Here is a 16463-nt window from a genome sequence, read left to right as displayed (position 1 = left end):
TTAGCACTAAAACAGGAGCTCCATTTTTACAGGACGTTGATTTGTGGTAAACTTTAGTTTGTAAAAGAAAGCGATAAGAACGGGGGAAGCAGTGTGCAATATTACATACTGGCAGTAATCATTGTCCTGATAGATCAACTTTCAAAATGGTGGATTATCAAGAACATGGAAATAGGCGAGCAGTTTCCTGTTATAGAGAATTTTTTCTATATTACCTCTCATCGAAATACAGGTGCAGCATGGGGCATGTTGGAAGGACAAATGTGGTTCTTCTATATTGTTACGGCTATTGTAGTACTGATCGTAATTTACTATATCAGGAAGTTTGCAAGAACCAGCAAGTGGATGGGATTGGCACTGGGATTAATTCTGGGTGGAGCGGTCGGCAATTTCATTGACCGTTTGTTCCGGAAAGAGGTCGTAGACTTTTTTGATGTTTATTTAGGCAGCTATGACTATCCTATATTCAATGTTGCTGATTCCGCACTTGTTTGCGGAGTGATCATTATTTTAATCATGACCTTTGTTGATGAGAAGAAGAAAGGAAGAACTGCAAAATGACGAATTCCAGTCATACGGTACAAGCCAACCAGACCGGCATGAGAATCGACAAACTCTTGGCTGAGGTCAATGAAGGTGCTTCTAGGTCGCAAGTACAGGAATGGATAAAAGATGGACTTGTCTATGTCGATGGAAGTCTGGTTAAAAGCAATCATAAATGTTTGGAAGGAGAAAAAATCACCTGGGAAGTTCCGGAACCGGAAGAAATGGAAATAAAAGCAGAGGATATTCCTTTGCCCATCGTCTATGAAGATTCGAGTCTTTTAGTGGTAAATAAGCCGAAGGGAATGGTCGTTCATCCTTCTCCAGGTCACTATAATGGAACCATGGTAAATGCACTTCTTTACCATTGCCATGATTTATCCGGAATCAACGGGGTGATCCGGCCGGGGATCGTTCATCGGATCGACAAAGACACGACAGGTCTGTTGGTTGTAGCTAAGAACGACCAGGCTCATTTGTCATTAGCTGAACAATTGAAAGATAAAACCATGTCCAGAAAATATCAGGCTATCGTTCACGGGGATATCCAACATGAATATGGAACGATCGATGCCCCATTGGGAAGAGATCCAAAAGACCGGCAAAAACAAGCAGTAGTACGTGATGGAAGGTCTGCTGTCACACATTTTCAGGTTATCGATCGATTCGGGTCTTACACCCACGTAGAATGTGTTCTCGAAACCGGGCGCACCCATCAGATCAGGGTACACATGAAATACATCGGACATCCCTTGGCGGGCGATCCGAAATACGGACCGAAAAAAACACTGGATGTCGAAGGCCAGGCACTGCATGCCGGATTGTTGGGGTTCACTCATCCGCAAACGGGAGAACGGATGGAGTTCGAAGCTCCGTTGCCGGATGAACTACAAACAATTTTAGCGAAACTTAGAAAATGAGGTTGACAGCAGTCGGTTCTTTTGAAATAATCGTAGATAGAAATTGTAGCAATTAGGAGTTTACGTTGTACGATAATTGAATAGAATCCTTTAAAACAGTCCCGTGAGGCTGGAAAGGAACGGATAGTTGACAAACTGCAATGGTTGAAGTATGTCCAAATCCCTTCTTTCCGCTCGCGAAAGAAGGGATTTTTTATGAATTAAAAGTTTGACTGGGGGTTGCAGCACGATGGAAAAAAAAGCTACAGTCTTGGATGATGCGGCAATAGGCAGGTCGCTGACAAGAATAGCCCATGAAATCTTAGAAAAAAACAAAGGGGTACAGGGCTTGATTCTTGTCGGTATAAAAACGCGTGGTATCCCGCTGGCAAAGCGTCTCCAAAAAAAAATCGCCCAAATTGAGGGTGTCGAAGTACCGATAGGTGAATTGGATATCACGCTTTACCGGGACGATCTTTCCAATGTGGAAGAAAATCAGGAACCGCGTTTGAATGAAACAAAGATTGACGGAGACATTTCCGGGAAAACACTGGTGCTGGTGGATGACGTTCTATATACAGGGAGAACAGTCCGGGCCGCGATGGATGCTATTGTCGATCAAGGAAGACCACAACAAATACAACTAGCAGTGTTGATTGATAGAGGTCATCGGGAGCTACCTATCCGGGCTGATTTCATAGGAAAAAACATTCCGACATCCAAGGAAGAAATCATAGTGGTGGAACTGGATGAAACAGACAGCCATGATGATGTAAGTATCTACGAAAAATAATAAAAGATAATATACGGACCTTTAAATCGAGTCCCGTGAGGCTTGCAAGGTCGCGATTGGATACGTGTGCGTAATTTCGACACGTTTACCTCCTTGCGATCTAGCAAGGAGGTTTTTTTGTTGGAAACAAAGATTAAATCAACAAGGTTACATCAGAGGAGGAAACAAAATGAGCAGCAAACAAATCGTCATGGATGTACAAGACATTCCTAAAATTCATAAATGGCTTACTTTGAGTTTACAGCATTTATTCGCCATGTTCGGTTCAACGATTCTCGTGCCTTTTCTCACGGGATTGTCTCCGGCAATAGCGCTTGTATCCAGTGGAGTGGGAACATTGGCATACCTTGTGATTACCAAAGGAAAAGTACCGGCTTATTTAGGCTCGAGTTTTGCGTTTATTTACCCGCTAACGGTCGTCAGTGAGTCAAGCGGCATCCCCGGTGCCATGGTAGGAAGTTTTTTAGCAGGTCTGGTATATGGTCTGGTTTCACTCCTTATCCGCACTTCTGGATTGAATTGGCTCATGCGGATTTTACCTCCAATCGTTGTAGGACCAGTGATCATCGTCATCGGTTTAAGTCTTGCATCGACAGCGATCGATATGGCGATGTATGTACCGGGACTTGATGAGCAGGTGTACAGCGGGACGCACTTATCTGTGGCATTAGTCACGCTGGCTATCACCATCATCGCCACCATGTTCTTTAAAGGCTTCTTCGGTCTTATTCCGATTTTGACCGGCATCATCGGCGGCTATATCTTTGCTTTGTTTCAAGGAATTGTCGACACAAGCGAAATTGCTGCTGAGTGGGCTTCGTTGACCTCAGCCGGCTCTATCGGAGAGTTTTTCGCTGCTTTATTTCAAAATCCCGGTTTTGTTCTGCCTTTTGTGGATTATTCTCCATTGGAAGTAATCAGCTGGCAAATCGCTTTTGCGATGGTGCCGGTTGCCCTTGTGACGATTACGGAACATACAGGGGATCAAATGGTCCTGTCGAAGGTCGTCGGCAGGAATTTCATCAAGCAGCCAGGCCTGCACCGTTCCATCCTTGGCGATGGGACAGCTACGATCATTGCATCTCTGCTCGGTGGGCCGCCTAACACTACGTATGGTGAAAATATCGGAGTACTGGCAATAACCAGGGTATTTAGTGTGTTCGTCATCGGAGGAGCTGCGTGTCTTGCTGTCTTGTTCGGATTTGTCGGAATCATAACAGCTGTGATAGGTGCAATTCCTTCCGCAGTGATGGGAGGCGTATCGATTTTATTATTCGGTATTATCGCTTCAAGCGGTTTACGTATGCTGGTTGACAATCAAGTGGATTTAGGAGATAAGCGAAATTTGATCATCTCTTCTGTTATTTTAGTAATCGGGATTGGCGGGGCGTTTATTCAAGTGACGGATGACCTGCAAATAGCCGGGATGGCGTTGTCAGCCCTCATCGGTGTTTTGCTGAATCTGGCTCTGCCTGGAAAAGAGAAGGGATATGGAAATGGAAATATGTTCAGTGATACCGAGCCGGAACCTGTTACAGAAGGAGAAGGCAAAGATTGACCTGACAAACAATGGAGGGACTGTATTCTTCTCGCAAGCCGAGAGGGACAGTCCCTCGTTATAAAGGAGGAGGAGATGAAGATGGACCACTTTTTATCGATGAAAGATCTTTCTGAACATGAAATCTTAAGGTTGTTAAAGGAAGCGGAGGCAATTAAAGCAGATGGGCTGAAACCTTTTGAAAAGCAATTGTTTGCCGGGAATTTGTTTTTTGAACCGAGTACCCGGACGAAAATGAGCTTTGCAGTTGCCGAACGAAGGCTTGGTTTGGAAAGTCTGGATTTCACCGGTGAATCTTCGAGTCTTTTAAAAGGGGAAACCATCTATGATACGGCCCGAACTTTTGAAGCCATAGGGGCGTCTTTACTGGTGATCAGGCATCCCGAAGAAAACATGGCTGCGAGGCTGGCCGCTGATTTATCCATCCCGGTCATCAACGCAGGAGATGGAACAGGAGAACATCCAACCCAGTCACTCCTTGACCTTATGACCATCTATCAGGAATTCAATCGGTTTTCAGGTCTACGGATAGCCATAGTCGGCGATATCAAACATAGCAGGGTGGCTAGATCAAATGCTTTGGCTTTAAAAACACTTGGAGCGGAAATCTACTTGTCATGCAAGCCGGAATGGGAAGATCATTCGCTTCCTTATTCTTATGTATCAATCGATGAAGCTGCGGAAATTTGTGATGTGGTCATGTTATTGAGAATTCAGCATGAAAGGCATGGACTGAACAATGGGAGAAACCCGATAAACTATCTTCAGCATTACGGCTTGACGGTAGAAAGGGAACGTACAATGCTGCAGCACGCAATCATTCTTCATCCGGCACCGGTGAACCGGGGTGTCGAAATAGCTGACGAATTAGTTGAGAGTCCGAAATCACGGATTTTCAAACAAATGGAAAATGGTGTATTTGCAAGAATGGCAGTGATTAAGCACCTATTAACAGACAGGGGGATTATCGATGACATTGACATTGATCAACGGGATGCAATTATCAGCAGATAACCAATTGGAACAGTGTGAAGTAATCATGGAGGATGGACATATCCTGGAAATCGCAGGTAAGATCGAGGAGCCGCGGGGTAAGGTGATAGATTGTCAAGGGAGATTGATAACACCCGGATTCATCGACGTGCACGTCCATCTTAGAGAGCCTGGCGGCGAAGCGAAAGAAACCATAGAAACCGGAACCTTGGCAGCAGCCCGTGGCGGTTACACAACGGTATGCGCCATGCCGAACACCAGGCCAGTCCCCGACAACAAGGTAACGTTGAAGCAAATTCAGGAAATGATTGCTGACAGAGCCCATATCAGGGTGTTGCCGTATGCTTCTATTACGGAGCGGCTGCTTGGGGATAAGCTGACCGATATGGAAGCTTTGCAGAGGGCCGGAGCATTTGCTTTCACTGATGACGGTGTCGGTGTGCAGTCGGCAGATCAAATGCTTCATGCAATGCATCAGTCGGCAGCCATTGGAAAAGCAATCGTTGCACATTGCGAGGATAACAGTTTAATACATAAAGGTGTAGTACATGAAGGAATGGTCAGCCAAAACCTGGGTGTCCCAGGAATTCCATCCGTATGTGAATCGGTCCAAATTGCCAGGGATGTCCTTTTAGCAGAGGCTGCGGACTGTCATTACCATGTCTGTCACGTTAGTACCAAAGAGTCCGTCCGGGTTATCCGGGACGCTAAACGGGCGGGGATACAGGTGACAGCAGAAGTGACTCCGCACCATCTGTTACTCAATGAAGGAGATATCCGGACGGATGATGCTAACTACAAGATGAATCCGCCCTTGCGATCCCTTGAAGATCAGCAGGCCCTGCTTGAAGGGTTGCTGGATGGGACGATCGATTTTATTGCAACAGATCATGCACCCCATACGGAAGAAGAAAAAAGCATGGGATTGATGGCCGCGCCTTTTGGCATAGTGGGTTTGGAAACGGCTTTTGCTCTGCTGAACAAGAAACTGGTCGAGCCAGGGGTTTGTAGCTTGAAACAGCTGGTAGACTGGCTGACGATAAAACCGGCAGAAGTATTTGACCTGCCTTATGGAAAAATGGAAATCGGAGGAAAAGCTGATCTTGCTGTGTTAGACATAAGAGAAGAATGGACAATCGATCGTAACGATTTTTCTTCTAAAGGAAAAAACACCCCCTTTGCAGGCTGGGATGTGACCGGCAAGCCGAAGTTGACTATATTTGCTGGGAGAATTGTTTATGAGGAGGATGAAAAGGATGCAAAAACGGCAGCTCGTTCTTGAAGATGGCACTCGCTTTTTGGGAACTGGATTTGGAAGTGATCGGGAAATTAGTGGTGAGGTTGTCTTCAATACAGGTATGACAGGTTACCAAGAAATTTTGTCGGATCCTTCTTATTGTGGGCAAATCGTAACAATGACTTACCCGTTAATCGGTAACTATGGAATCAATCGGGATGATTTTGAAACGATAACCCCTTCCATTCATGGATTGATTGTGAAAGAGGTATGCGACTTACCATCCAATTATCGATCAGAAGAGACGCTGGACCGCTTTTTAAAGGCCAATGACATACCGGGACTGGCCGGGATTGATACAAGAAAACTGACCAGATTGATTCGGAATCATGGAACCATGAAAGGCTTGTTCACATCAGCAGACTGCTCTGTGGAGAGGGCCTTGCAACTTCTTCATCAGGAAATCGGTATCACCAACCATGTAGAACGTGTTTCCACGGTGAAACCATATGTGGTGCCCGGTCGAGGCAGACGCATCGTACTTGTCGATTTCGGAATGAAACACGGAATATTAAGAGAGTTGACCAAACGAAACTGTCACATAACGGTAGTTCCCCATCATTACTCAGCGGAGAAAATCAGAAGGCTTAAACCGGAAGGGGTCATGCTCTCTAATGGACCTGGCGACCCAAAATATGTCCCGGACGCTGTTCGGATGATAGAAGAAATCATCCCTGACATTCCAGTGTTCGGCATTTGTCTCGGTCATCAATTGATTGCCTTAGCGTGCGGCGCGGATACGGAAAAACTCCGTTTCGGACACCGGGGGGCCAATCATCCCGTAAAAGACTTGACAACAGGGAAAACCGTCATGACTTCACAGAATCACGGTTATACCGTGACGAAAGAATCTCTTGCCGGGACAGAGTTAGAATTGACCCAATTAGCATTGAACGACGGAACAGTAGAAGGATTGGCGCATAAACGCTATCCGGCTTTTTCGGTGCAGTATCATCCGGAAAGTTCGCCGGGACCGGAAGATACGTATCAATTATTTGATCGATTTCTTGCCAACATCATCACCCATCAATCGGAAGAAAAAAGGGAGGAAGTATCATGCCGAAGCGTACAGATATAAACAAGATTTTAGTGATCGGTTCAGGACCGATTGTCATCGGGCAGGCAGCAGAGTTCGATTATTCCGGAACACAGGCTTGTCAATCGTTGAAAGAAGAAGGTTACCAAGTGATTTTGGCTAATTCAAATCCGGCGACCATCATGACCGATGATACAGTGGCCGACACAGTATATATGGAGCCATTGACTACCGACTTTTTGATAAAAATCATTCGTAAAGAACAGCCGGATGCTATTTTGCCTACGCTGGGAGGGCAAACCGGCCTCAATATGGCCATGGCATTGGAGCAGACAGGCATTCTTGAGGAGTATGATGTCGAGTTGCTCGGAACGTCCCTTTCGGCGATACGAAAGGCAGAAGACAGGGAAGTGTTCCGCAGCCTGATGCACGAACTCGGTGAGCCTGTACCGGAGAGCCAAATCGTTCATTCTGTCGAAGAGGCTCTGGAGTTCGCAGGAGAAATCGGGTTTCCACTGATTGTTCGACCAGCATACACATTGGGCGGAACAGGAGGAGGCATGTGTTACGACAAAGATGAATTGATGGATATTACCAGAAACGGGTTGGCTTTATCACCTGTAACACAGTGCTTGGTTGAAAAAAACATTTCCGGTTTTAAAGAAATAGAATATGAAGTGATGCGTGATAAACAAGACCAGGCGATTGTCGTATGTAATATGGAGAATGTTGATCCGGTAGGTGTCCATACCGGCGATTCGATTGTGACCGCCCCTTCGCAAACACTCAGTGACCGCGAGTATCAAATGTTGCGCAATGCATCTTTGAAAATAATCCGGGCTTTAGAAATCGAAGGGGGATGTAATGTCCAACTGGCACTGGATCCCTCCAGTTTTCAATACTACATTATTGAAGTGAACCCGCGTGTCAGTCGTTCATCGGCTTTGGCTTCAAAAGCGACAGGGTATCCAATAGCAAAGCTGGCAGCAAAAATTGCACTTGGGCTAACACTTGATGAAATAATCAACCCAATAACCGGAACAACGTATGCATGTTATGAACCAGCGCTTGATTATGTGGTCACTAAATTGCCACGCTTCCCTTTCGATAAATTTGTCAGCGGGAATCGCAGTCTTGGAACCCAAATGAAAGCGACTGGAGAAGTAATGGCAGTCGGCAGGAGTTTCGAAGAATCCTTATTAAAAGGCATTCGTTCCCTTGATATCGGAACCGAAGAACTATGGATGGAGAAATGGACATATAAGACGATGGATGAGTTAATCGAGTGCTTGAAAAAGCCGGATGATGAACGGATTTTTGTGATAGCGGAAGCATTCCGGCGCGGCTGTACGGTAACGGAATTGTTTGAGACGACGAAAATCGATCCGTTCTTTTTGACGAAAATACAGAGATTGATCAAATTGGAAAAAGACGTTTCAGCACACAAAAATGACATGGAACGATTGATGGAAGCGAAAAAAGCAGGATTCTCCGACACTCAAGTTTCCAGACTTTGGGAAACAGATGTTGATTCCATTTATGAAATGCGCAAGCAATCCGGTTTGTTACCGGTATATAAAATGGTCGATACATGTGCTGCGGAATTTGAATCAGAAACCCCTTATTTCTATAGTACCTTCGAAGAAGAAAATGAATCGATTGTGTCTGAACGCCAAAAAGTGCTTGTAATCGGATCAGGACCGATTCGAATCGGTCAAGGAATCGAGTTCGATTATGCGACTGTTCATTCTGTACTTGCTTTAAAACAGGCTGGTTATGAGGCGATCATCATGAACAGCAATCCGGAAACAGTTTCTACCGATTTCAGTGTTTCTGACAAGCTATATTTCGAGCCGCTGACATTGGAGGATGTCATGCATGTGATTGAATTGGAAAAACCAGAAGGGGTTATCGTCCAGTTCGGTGGTCAGACTGCAATCAATCTGGCGGAAGGATTGCAAAGAAGAGGCGTGGCAATCCTGGGAACCAACCTGGAAGCGATTGACACAGCGGAGGACAGGGATAAATTCGAACATCTAATGAATGAACTTGATATTTTGCAGCCACAGGGAAAAAGTGTCCGTCAACTTGATCAGGCGGTCGCAGTCGCTGAACAAATCGGCTATCCAGTTCTTGTCCGTCCTTCTTATGTTATCGGAGGCAGCCAAATGGAGATTGTTTATAACAATGATGAATTAGCTGCTTATCTAAAAAAAAGCAATCATATCAAGCATACCCATCCCATTTTGATCGACAAATATTTGACGGGTATCGAGCTGGAGGTCGATGCTGTCTGTGATGGAGAAAATATTGTTATACCGGGAATGATGGAACACATTGAACGGGCGGGAGTGCACTCCGGTGATTCTATCGCCGTCTATCCTCCACAACGAATCTCGGACAGTGCCAAGCGGGAATGTGTGGAAATTACCATGAAAATCGCGAGAAGACTTAGTGTCAAGGGCCTGATCAATATCCAATTTGTCATACATGAAGACAAGGTCTATGTTTTAGAGGTGAATCCCCGGGCAAGCAGGACCATTCCATTTTTAAGCAAAATAACAGGAGTGCCGATGGCAGCTTTGGCTACAAGGTGTATTTTAGGAGAAAGCCTTGCCGATGCGGGATTTCCGAATGGATTGCTTCCAGAACTGCCACAGGTTTCGGTTAAAGTCCCGGTATTTTCCTTTGCAAAGCTTCGCAGTGTCGATACGATGCTGGGGCCGGAGATGAAATCGACTGGAGAAGCAATCGGAAGGGACAAAACACTGGAAAAAGCTCTTTATAAAGGATTGATTGCTTCCGGACTGTCGATTCCGCAAGAGGGAGCGGTGCTTTTGACCGTTGCCGATAAAGATAAACAGGAAATGATCGAAATCGCCAGGCGGTTTCATATGCTCGGTTTTAGACTTTATGCAACCGAAGGGACCAGTGAATTCACTGCGGAGAAAGGCATTCCTGTCCAAAAAGTCGGCAAAGTAGGAGCTGCCGGTGAAACCGTATTGTCCATTATAGAAGAAGGCAAGGTACAGGTTGTCATCAACACGTTGACTTCTGGCAAACAGCCCCGTTCAGACGGTTTCAGGATCAGAAGGGAAGCGGTAGAACATGGAATTGCTTGTCTGACGAGTCTGGATACTGCTATGGCCATATTGAATGTCATTGATTCCACTACCTTCACGGCAAGTCCAGTGTCTGAAAAAAGGGCGGTATTCACGACATGATACAGACAGAGCTGACCGTATTGGCAAATAACAAGATAGCAGAACAAACAATCGAGATGCAGCTTGGTTTGGCCAGCGATAAGCTGGTGACAGAGGCAGAAAAGTTTATGCCAGGGCAGTTTCTTCACGTAAAAGTGGGAGAAGCAGACACGCCAATGCTAAGAAGGCCGATTTCCATTGCGGATATGGATAGTGACGGCAATATAACCATCATATTCAAAATATCAGGCCGCGGTACAGATATGTTGGGTAAACAATCTGTCGGGAGTCAGATCGACGCTTTGCTGCCATGCGGTACAGGTTATCCAGTTGAAGAATTGAATCTGGATACAGCCTTGCTAATCGGTGGTGGAATAGGCGTCCCGCCCCTGTATTATCTGGGAAAAACGTTGGCATCCCGGGGTACCCGGGTCATTTCCATCCTTGGATTCCAGAAGGAGGACCAGGTATTTTATAAGGAGAAATTTATGAATCTTGGAGAAACCATTATTGTGACAGATGACGGAAGTCTTGGGGAAAAAGGATTTGTCACGGATTATATGTCAAAGCATACCGCAGAGTTTGATTGTTTTTTTTCATGTGGACCGACACCAATGCTTCGTGCGGTAACGGAAAAGCTTTCCGGCAGACGGGGCTATATTTCAGTCGAACAGCGTATGGGGTGCGGAATCGGTGCTTGTTATGCTTGTGTAGTTCCGTCTAAAAGTGAGACAGGTTTCAAAAAAATCTGTAAAGACGGACCAGTATTTGCGGCAAATGAGGTGAATTTATGATCTCTCTGGAAACAAAACTTCCAGGTTTGCATCTAAAGAACCCGGTCATGCCCGCTTCCGGTTGTTTTGGCTTCGGCCGTGAATTCAGTGAACTATTTGATTTGAACCAGCTTGGAGCTGTTGTCATCAAAGCAGCTACTTATGAATCAAGATACGGTAACCAGACACCGCGTGTAGCCGAAACAGCTGCAGGTATGCTTAATGCCATAGGCTTACAAAATCCCGGTGTAGAAGCAATTTGTAAAGAAGAGTTACCGTACCTTTCCCGGTTCGATATACCGGTGATTGCCAATGTAGCCGGAAGTACGATAGAGGAATATGTGGCAGTGGCGAAAATGCTGGACGAAACCGGCCTGATTCAAGCCTTGGAACTTAATATATCCTGCCCCAATGTAAAAGAAGGGGGAATCCAGTTCGGCATGGATCCGGGCCTTGCCGCAGAAGTGACAGCACAGGTGAAAAAGACAGTTGATACGCCGGTTTATGTCAAATTATCCCCAAATACAGCTGATATAGTGCAAATGGCAAAAGCAGTGGAAACCGCCGGAGCGGATGGGTTATCGATGATCAACACCTTGACAGGCATGCAAATCGATTTACCTTCCAGAAAGCCATTGCTGGCCAATCAAACAGGGGGGTTGTCCGGTCCCGCTATCAAACCGATCGCTATCCGGATGGTTTACGAAGTGAGGCAGCATAGCGGACTTCCAATCATCGGCATGGGCGGCATATCCACCGCTGAAGATGTGTTGGAGTTTCTCCTTGCAGGGGCCAGCGCTGTAGCCGTGGGCACTGCGAACATCCATGATCCGTTTGCTTGCATGAAGATAATTGAAAGACTTCCACAAGTTTTGCAAAAGTATGGTTTTCAAAACATGGAGGAAGCAATAGAGGGAGGAAATAGACATGAAGCCGATTTATCTCGCTCTTGATTTTCCAGATTGGCAGGAAACGGAACTTTTCCTACGGAGCAATCGACTGCAAGGGGTACCGGTGAAAGTGGGAATGGAACTTTTTTATCGAGAAGGGCCACAGGTGATTGAAAAACTGAAGGATGACGGTCACTCCATATTTCTGGATTTAAAGTTACATGACATTCCGAATACGGTTTATAAAGCGATGAAGAATTTGGCGAAATTGGGGGTGGATTTGGTGAACATCCACGCCTCGGGAGGAAGCGAAATGATTCGGGCTGCCAAACAGGGATTTCTAGAAGGTAATCCGGGACTAAACAGTAAATTAATCGCGGTGACCGTGTTAACTTCCATGAACGATCGCATGTTGTCAGAAGAGCTGCGGATTCCGGTTGGTGCAGGAGAGGCGACTCTAAACCTGGCGAACTTGGCTAAAGAAAGTGGAGCAGACGGAGTCGTTTGTTCACCGTTGGAGGTTCCTATGATTAAAAGAAGTTGTGGATCTTCCTTTTATACCGTGACTCCAGGCATCCGTTTGAAAAGTGATCATCATCAAGACCAGCAGAGGATCACCAGCCCAGCTGAAGCTAGGCACAACGGGGCAGATGCAATCGTGATAGGACGCAGTATAACAGCATCTTCCGACCCGAAAAGCAAGTACCAGCAAGTTATGAAGGAGTGGAATGATGGAAAGAAAAGATGAAATAGCGAAAGATTTATTAAAAATCGGAGCTGTGAAAATCAGTCCTGATGATCCGTTTACATGGACCTCTGGAATGAAATCGCCAATTTATTGTGACAACCGATTAACGATGTCCTTTCCAGAAGTAAGAAAAAAGCTGACATTGGCCTTTGCCGACATGACAGACCAGATGGATAAAAAATTCGAAGTCATTGCAGGATGTGCTACTGCAGGGATTCCGCATGCCGCCTGGTTATCGGATCATCTAGGTTTGCCGATGGCCTATGTACGTTCAAAGCCAAAAGGTCATGGAAAGGGCAATCAAATCGAAGGCGACATTAAAAAAGGACAACGAGTGATTGTAATAGAAGATTTGATTTCTACAGGAGGATCTGCTTTGAATGCTGTCCAGGCTTTACAAGAGAAAGGTGCAGAAGTGATGGCGGTATTTGCTATCTTTACATATGGACTTGCCGGCACGGCTGAAGCATTTGCTGAACAAGGAATATCGTTATCAACCATTACAGATTTCGAAACGTTGGTAACCATCCTGGAAACAGAAGGAGGGGTATCAGAGAAGGAAAGCAAGCAATTATTTGAATGGCGTGAAGCATTACAGGGATCGGCACATCGTTCTTAAAAGCTGCTTACATAAACTGAGACCCACTGAAAAACTGAAGTTTACAAACGGTCTGTGTGGAATTTGATTTCCATACAGACCGTTTTTCGTCTAACTTTGAGTGGAATGCGCCCTCTATGCTTCAGAAGGTTTACGATATGTTTCCCATTTGCGGTGAAAATCGCCAAGGTACCTTGAATGCTCATGCTTTGGAGACCCGAATATCTATTCGGTCATGCACCCTTCTTGACCAAGTTAGCTGCGGCAAGTGTGCACGGACAAGTAATTCGTAGATTCTATAACAAATGTTGACAGCTATTTTAAATTAATAAGAAATTTTTTCAGTGGTATCCCAGAAGGAGCTTCATCATGGGGAAAGATTGTTTAGTCAGGGCAGACAAGTGGTAAATGAACAAATGAAAAGGAATATAGTCCAACAAAGTCTACTAAAGGAGTGACAAACATGGAATCCCAACAACAAAATGGTAGTAAACTGGTCGTAGGTATGGCTGCCGGAGCCTTGGCAGGAGCGGCCCTTGCAATGCTTAATTCCAACACTCGTTCAAATGTGAAGCAGAATGTGAGTGGTATGAAAGAATCAGTGTCTAGCATGGCTGCCGATGTTAAACAAAATCCTCGGGAAACAAAAGATCAGCTTATGGATAGAGTAAAAGCAGCTACAGATGCACTAAAGGATGCTGCCAACAATGTTCAAGAACTTTATAATAAAGTCAACGGTGAATTTAAAAATGAATTGAAGGACGTGCAGCACGATACTCAAGAAGCCGTATCAACTGCAAAAGACGTAGGCAGCAAAGTGAAGGATGCAAAAGAACAACTGGTAAATGGTTCTTCAGATACAAGCCAATACAATCAGCCTCATTAATTGCTCGACAAGAAAAAGCGCCCGTGGTTCAGACAAGGAACCATGGGCGTTTTGAATGTTGGGGCGAAATGATTCGGCAATTTCCTGACACAAACCAAACAGAAAATGCTCTATTTAATTTTCATCCAGTGAAGCTATGGAAATTTGTTCCACGGTTCCGACTCCGTTTTCGCGAATTTTCACATCCATTTCGACTCTGTCTCCCTGCTGCAGAAAAATGGCAAGCGGTGCTTTACTCGCATTTACGGTGTAAATCGTCGTATCATCTTTCAATAAAAATTGAACGGACTGACCTGATGTAGTGGAAGTAACCAATGATCGGTTCACTTCGCCACTGATTGTTTTTGCTTCAACATCTTCGCTAGCTTCCGGGTTACCGGCCTCTTGTGCCAACTGCATGCGGTACGCTGCAAGGGTTTCCTCGGCTGTTTCCCCGAACACGACGAAGTCAGAATCATTGGCTTTGATATACGCATATTGCTTAAACAGGCCATTTGGATCCAGTACGTTCACGACCCATGTCGGACTGCCATCAATATTGTACAAGATGGGCATGGATCCTTCCCAATTCTTTTCGGGAAATTCCTTGTTTACAATCTGTTTAGCCCCTTTACTATCCATTATTCCGTTATTTTTTTTGCCGTTATAATAGGTCAACTCTGCTGTTTTGGCATTGATTAGTGTATAACCTAATGCTGAGTCGATGTTCTCTTTAGGGGAGGCCATATCTGTAAAATAGTACATTTCCCCTTTATTGTCGAAGATCGGCGTGACGGTATTTTCCGTACCTGATTCATTCGGTATTTTCACATCTTTTTTCCCGAACAAGGAATTCAACCAGCCATGCACATATTTTCCGAAGTAATTGTTCTGTTTACCAGCCATTTCCGAACTGATAGGGCTGTCGATGAATGCGGGTGCTTCGCTTGGATCATAAAGTTGTACATCTCCGGATTCAGGGTCTACCACTGCCACTTTTAACTGATCCATGTCTGGCTTGTTCGTAAGCTTGATCGGTTTATATACAGTTTGGACATACCATGGTTTCCCTTCGTCATCCACTTCGATTTGTGCTTCGCCGCTTTGCACATAGTCTGGATATTCATTATAGATGATCCGTTGCACGTTATGATTAAAAAAGCTTGAATTTGTAAATAGCATTTTACTTTCAACGAATTCAGGCTGGGCGTCGATATTGTCCGCTGGAATGGTGAAAAATCCTTCTGTCTCTTTTCCGCGCAGATACTTCCAAAAGCCGGTGAATTCTACTGGTGCCACATACATGATTTCATTATCGATTTTTTGAACCTGCAGCTTTCCTAAATCATAGAACTGGGTGTTCGGCACAACGCTCATTGCTTTTTGTACTTTGTTGCGGGCGAATTCAGGCGAAACAGTTATAGGCGTGTCATCTTCATTGAAAGGTTCCGCCTCTCCTGCCTCTTGTTTTGCAATCGATTCATATGAGTTGTCAAGCGCTGCCAAGCCAATAAAAAAGCTGACCGGCAGTGCCAGTATAATTAGGATGATTAAAATTCCCGATGCAGATCGGTGAGGCTTCTTGTATGAAAAAGGCATTCCGTTTTTATAATAAAGCAGCGGGATAAGCACCAGACAAACGATGAAATTTTCGACCAAAAGATTAGGTGCTGTCAGTGCCGGCAATGCAAGGTAGTTGAAAAGGCCGCATAGAACAAAGCCTGTAATGAATATAATGATCCAGTTGCGGATCATCGCTGGTGTTGGCTTTCTTCTGATCATAGCCAACACACTGAATAAGAAAAATAAAGGAAAGGATAAAATAGTTGCCAGTAGTATTCCCATCATGTAAATTCTCCTAACTATTGTCTGTTTATGATTGCTGCAGCTTATCTATCTTACGGATGATCTTACGGATGAGAATAAGATTAGGTTTCATTTTTCAAGAAAATAGAATAACAGGCGGCCAGATCATGAAAGTATTTGGGACCCAGCAAAAAGTGGCCGGAACTCGAAAAATCACTCGCATAACCGAACGAAACGGGATAGGAGGTATGAGAAGACCTTCTTTTTGGATGCTTTTTCCTCAATGAAAAAATGAAACAGGATGGATTTTCCTTTGATGAATTCCTTTCATTCATGAACTGCTTCGCCTAGGTCTCCGACAAACTTGAACAACGCCTCGGCGTGGCGTTCTTTTGCCACACAGAGGCTTTGCATAAGAGTGGGGAGGATAAAGGAAACGCTGAGATTTATACTTTCTTATC

At 44.9% G+C, this 16463-nt stretch carries 14 protein-coding genes; 13 read left to right on the top strand and 1 reads right to left on the bottom strand.

Annotation, left to right across the window (positions count from 1 at the left end):
- The first annotated feature begins 93 nt into the window (after positions 1 to 93).
- From lspA to ABVF09_RS00610, 13 genes are all read left to right on the top strand, one after another.
- Positions 94 to 561, top strand: coding sequence for a signal peptidase II (gene lspA, locus ABVF09_RS00670; protein WP_026570433.1), 468 nt, complete (start codon positions 94 to 96; stop codon positions 559 to 561).
- A complete protein-coding gene (locus ABVF09_RS00665; protein ID WP_371068416.1) occupies positions 558 to 1463 on the top strand; it encodes an RluA family pseudouridine synthase in 906 nt (301 codons plus the stop codon). Before lspA ends, ABVF09_RS00665 begins: the two co-directional genes overlap by 4 nt.
- 229 nt (positions 1464 to 1692) lie before the next feature.
- Positions 1693 to 2235, top strand: coding sequence for a bifunctional pyr operon transcriptional regulator/uracil phosphoribosyltransferase PyrR (gene pyrR / locus ABVF09_RS00660; RefSeq protein WP_026570431.1), 543 nt, complete (start codon positions 1693 to 1695; stop codon positions 2233 to 2235).
- Positions 2236 to 2404: 169 nt separating this feature from the next.
- Positions 2405 to 3793, top strand: a complete 1389-nt coding sequence (locus ABVF09_RS00655) for a solute carrier family 23 protein (RefSeq protein ID WP_026570430.1) — start codon at positions 2405 to 2407, stop codon at positions 3791 to 3793.
- An 81-nt stretch (positions 3794 to 3874) separates the two neighbouring features.
- Positions 3875 to 4807, top strand: coding sequence for an aspartate carbamoyltransferase catalytic subunit (locus ABVF09_RS00650; RefSeq protein ID WP_153462516.1), 933 nt, complete (start codon positions 3875 to 3877; stop codon positions 4805 to 4807).
- Positions 4764 to 6068, top strand: coding sequence for a dihydroorotase (locus ABVF09_RS00645; RefSeq protein WP_026570429.1), 1305 nt, complete (start codon positions 4764 to 4766; stop codon positions 6066 to 6068). Before ABVF09_RS00650 ends, ABVF09_RS00645 begins: the two co-directional genes overlap by 44 nt.
- Positions 6043 to 7161, top strand: a complete 1119-nt coding sequence (locus ABVF09_RS00640) for a carbamoyl phosphate synthase small subunit (protein WP_026570428.1) — start codon at positions 6043 to 6045, stop codon at positions 7159 to 7161. The genes ABVF09_RS00645 and ABVF09_RS00640 overlap by 26 nt, the downstream gene beginning before the upstream one ends.
- On the top strand, positions 7140 to 10343 hold the full coding sequence (carB, locus tag ABVF09_RS00635) for a carbamoyl-phosphate synthase large subunit (protein ID WP_153462520.1): 3204 nt from the start codon (positions 7140 to 7142) through the stop codon (positions 10341 to 10343). The genes ABVF09_RS00640 and carB overlap by 22 nt, the downstream gene beginning before the upstream one ends.
- Positions 10340 to 11116, top strand: a complete 777-nt coding sequence (locus ABVF09_RS00630; protein ID WP_026570426.1) for a dihydroorotate dehydrogenase electron transfer subunit — start codon at positions 10340 to 10342, stop codon at positions 11114 to 11116. Before carB ends, ABVF09_RS00630 begins: the two co-directional genes overlap by 4 nt.
- Positions 11116 to 12048, top strand: coding sequence for a dihydroorotate dehydrogenase (locus ABVF09_RS00625; protein WP_272914940.1), 933 nt, complete (start codon positions 11116 to 11118; stop codon positions 12046 to 12048). Before ABVF09_RS00630 ends, ABVF09_RS00625 begins: the two co-directional genes overlap by 1 nt.
- A complete protein-coding gene (gene pyrF, locus ABVF09_RS00620) occupies positions 12023 to 12733 on the top strand; it encodes an orotidine-5'-phosphate decarboxylase (RefSeq protein ID WP_026570424.1) in 711 nt (236 codons plus the stop codon). Before ABVF09_RS00625 ends, pyrF begins: the two co-directional genes overlap by 26 nt.
- Positions 12717 to 13352 carry an orotate phosphoribosyltransferase gene (gene pyrE / locus ABVF09_RS00615; RefSeq protein ID WP_026570423.1) on the top strand — a complete coding sequence of 212 codons (636 nt, stop codon included), beginning with the start codon at positions 12717 to 12719 and terminating at the stop codon, positions 13350 to 13352. Before pyrF ends, pyrE begins: the two co-directional genes overlap by 17 nt.
- A 442-nt stretch (positions 13353 to 13794) precedes the next feature.
- Complete coding sequence (locus ABVF09_RS00610; protein WP_051382035.1) at positions 13795 to 14217, top strand: hypothetical protein; 423 nt, start codon at positions 13795 to 13797, stop codon at positions 14215 to 14217.
- Positions 14218 to 14331: 114 nt separating this feature from the next.
- Here ABVF09_RS00610 and ABVF09_RS00605 read toward each other — a convergent pair whose 3' ends face one another.
- On the bottom strand, positions 14332 to 16044 hold the full coding sequence (locus tag ABVF09_RS00605; RefSeq protein WP_026771383.1) for a hypothetical protein: 1713 nt from the start codon (positions 16042 to 16044) through the stop codon (positions 14332 to 14334).
- Positions 16045 to 16463 lie beyond the last annotated feature (419 nt).

This window comes from Sediminibacillus sp. JSM 1682029 (assembly GCF_041366435.1).
Classification (GTDB): domain Bacteria; phylum Bacillota; class Bacilli; order Bacillales; family Amphibacillaceae; genus Sediminibacillus; species Sediminibacillus terrae.
Note: the sequence above shows the minus strand (reverse complement) of the source record. Positions and strands in the feature narration are given on the sequence as shown.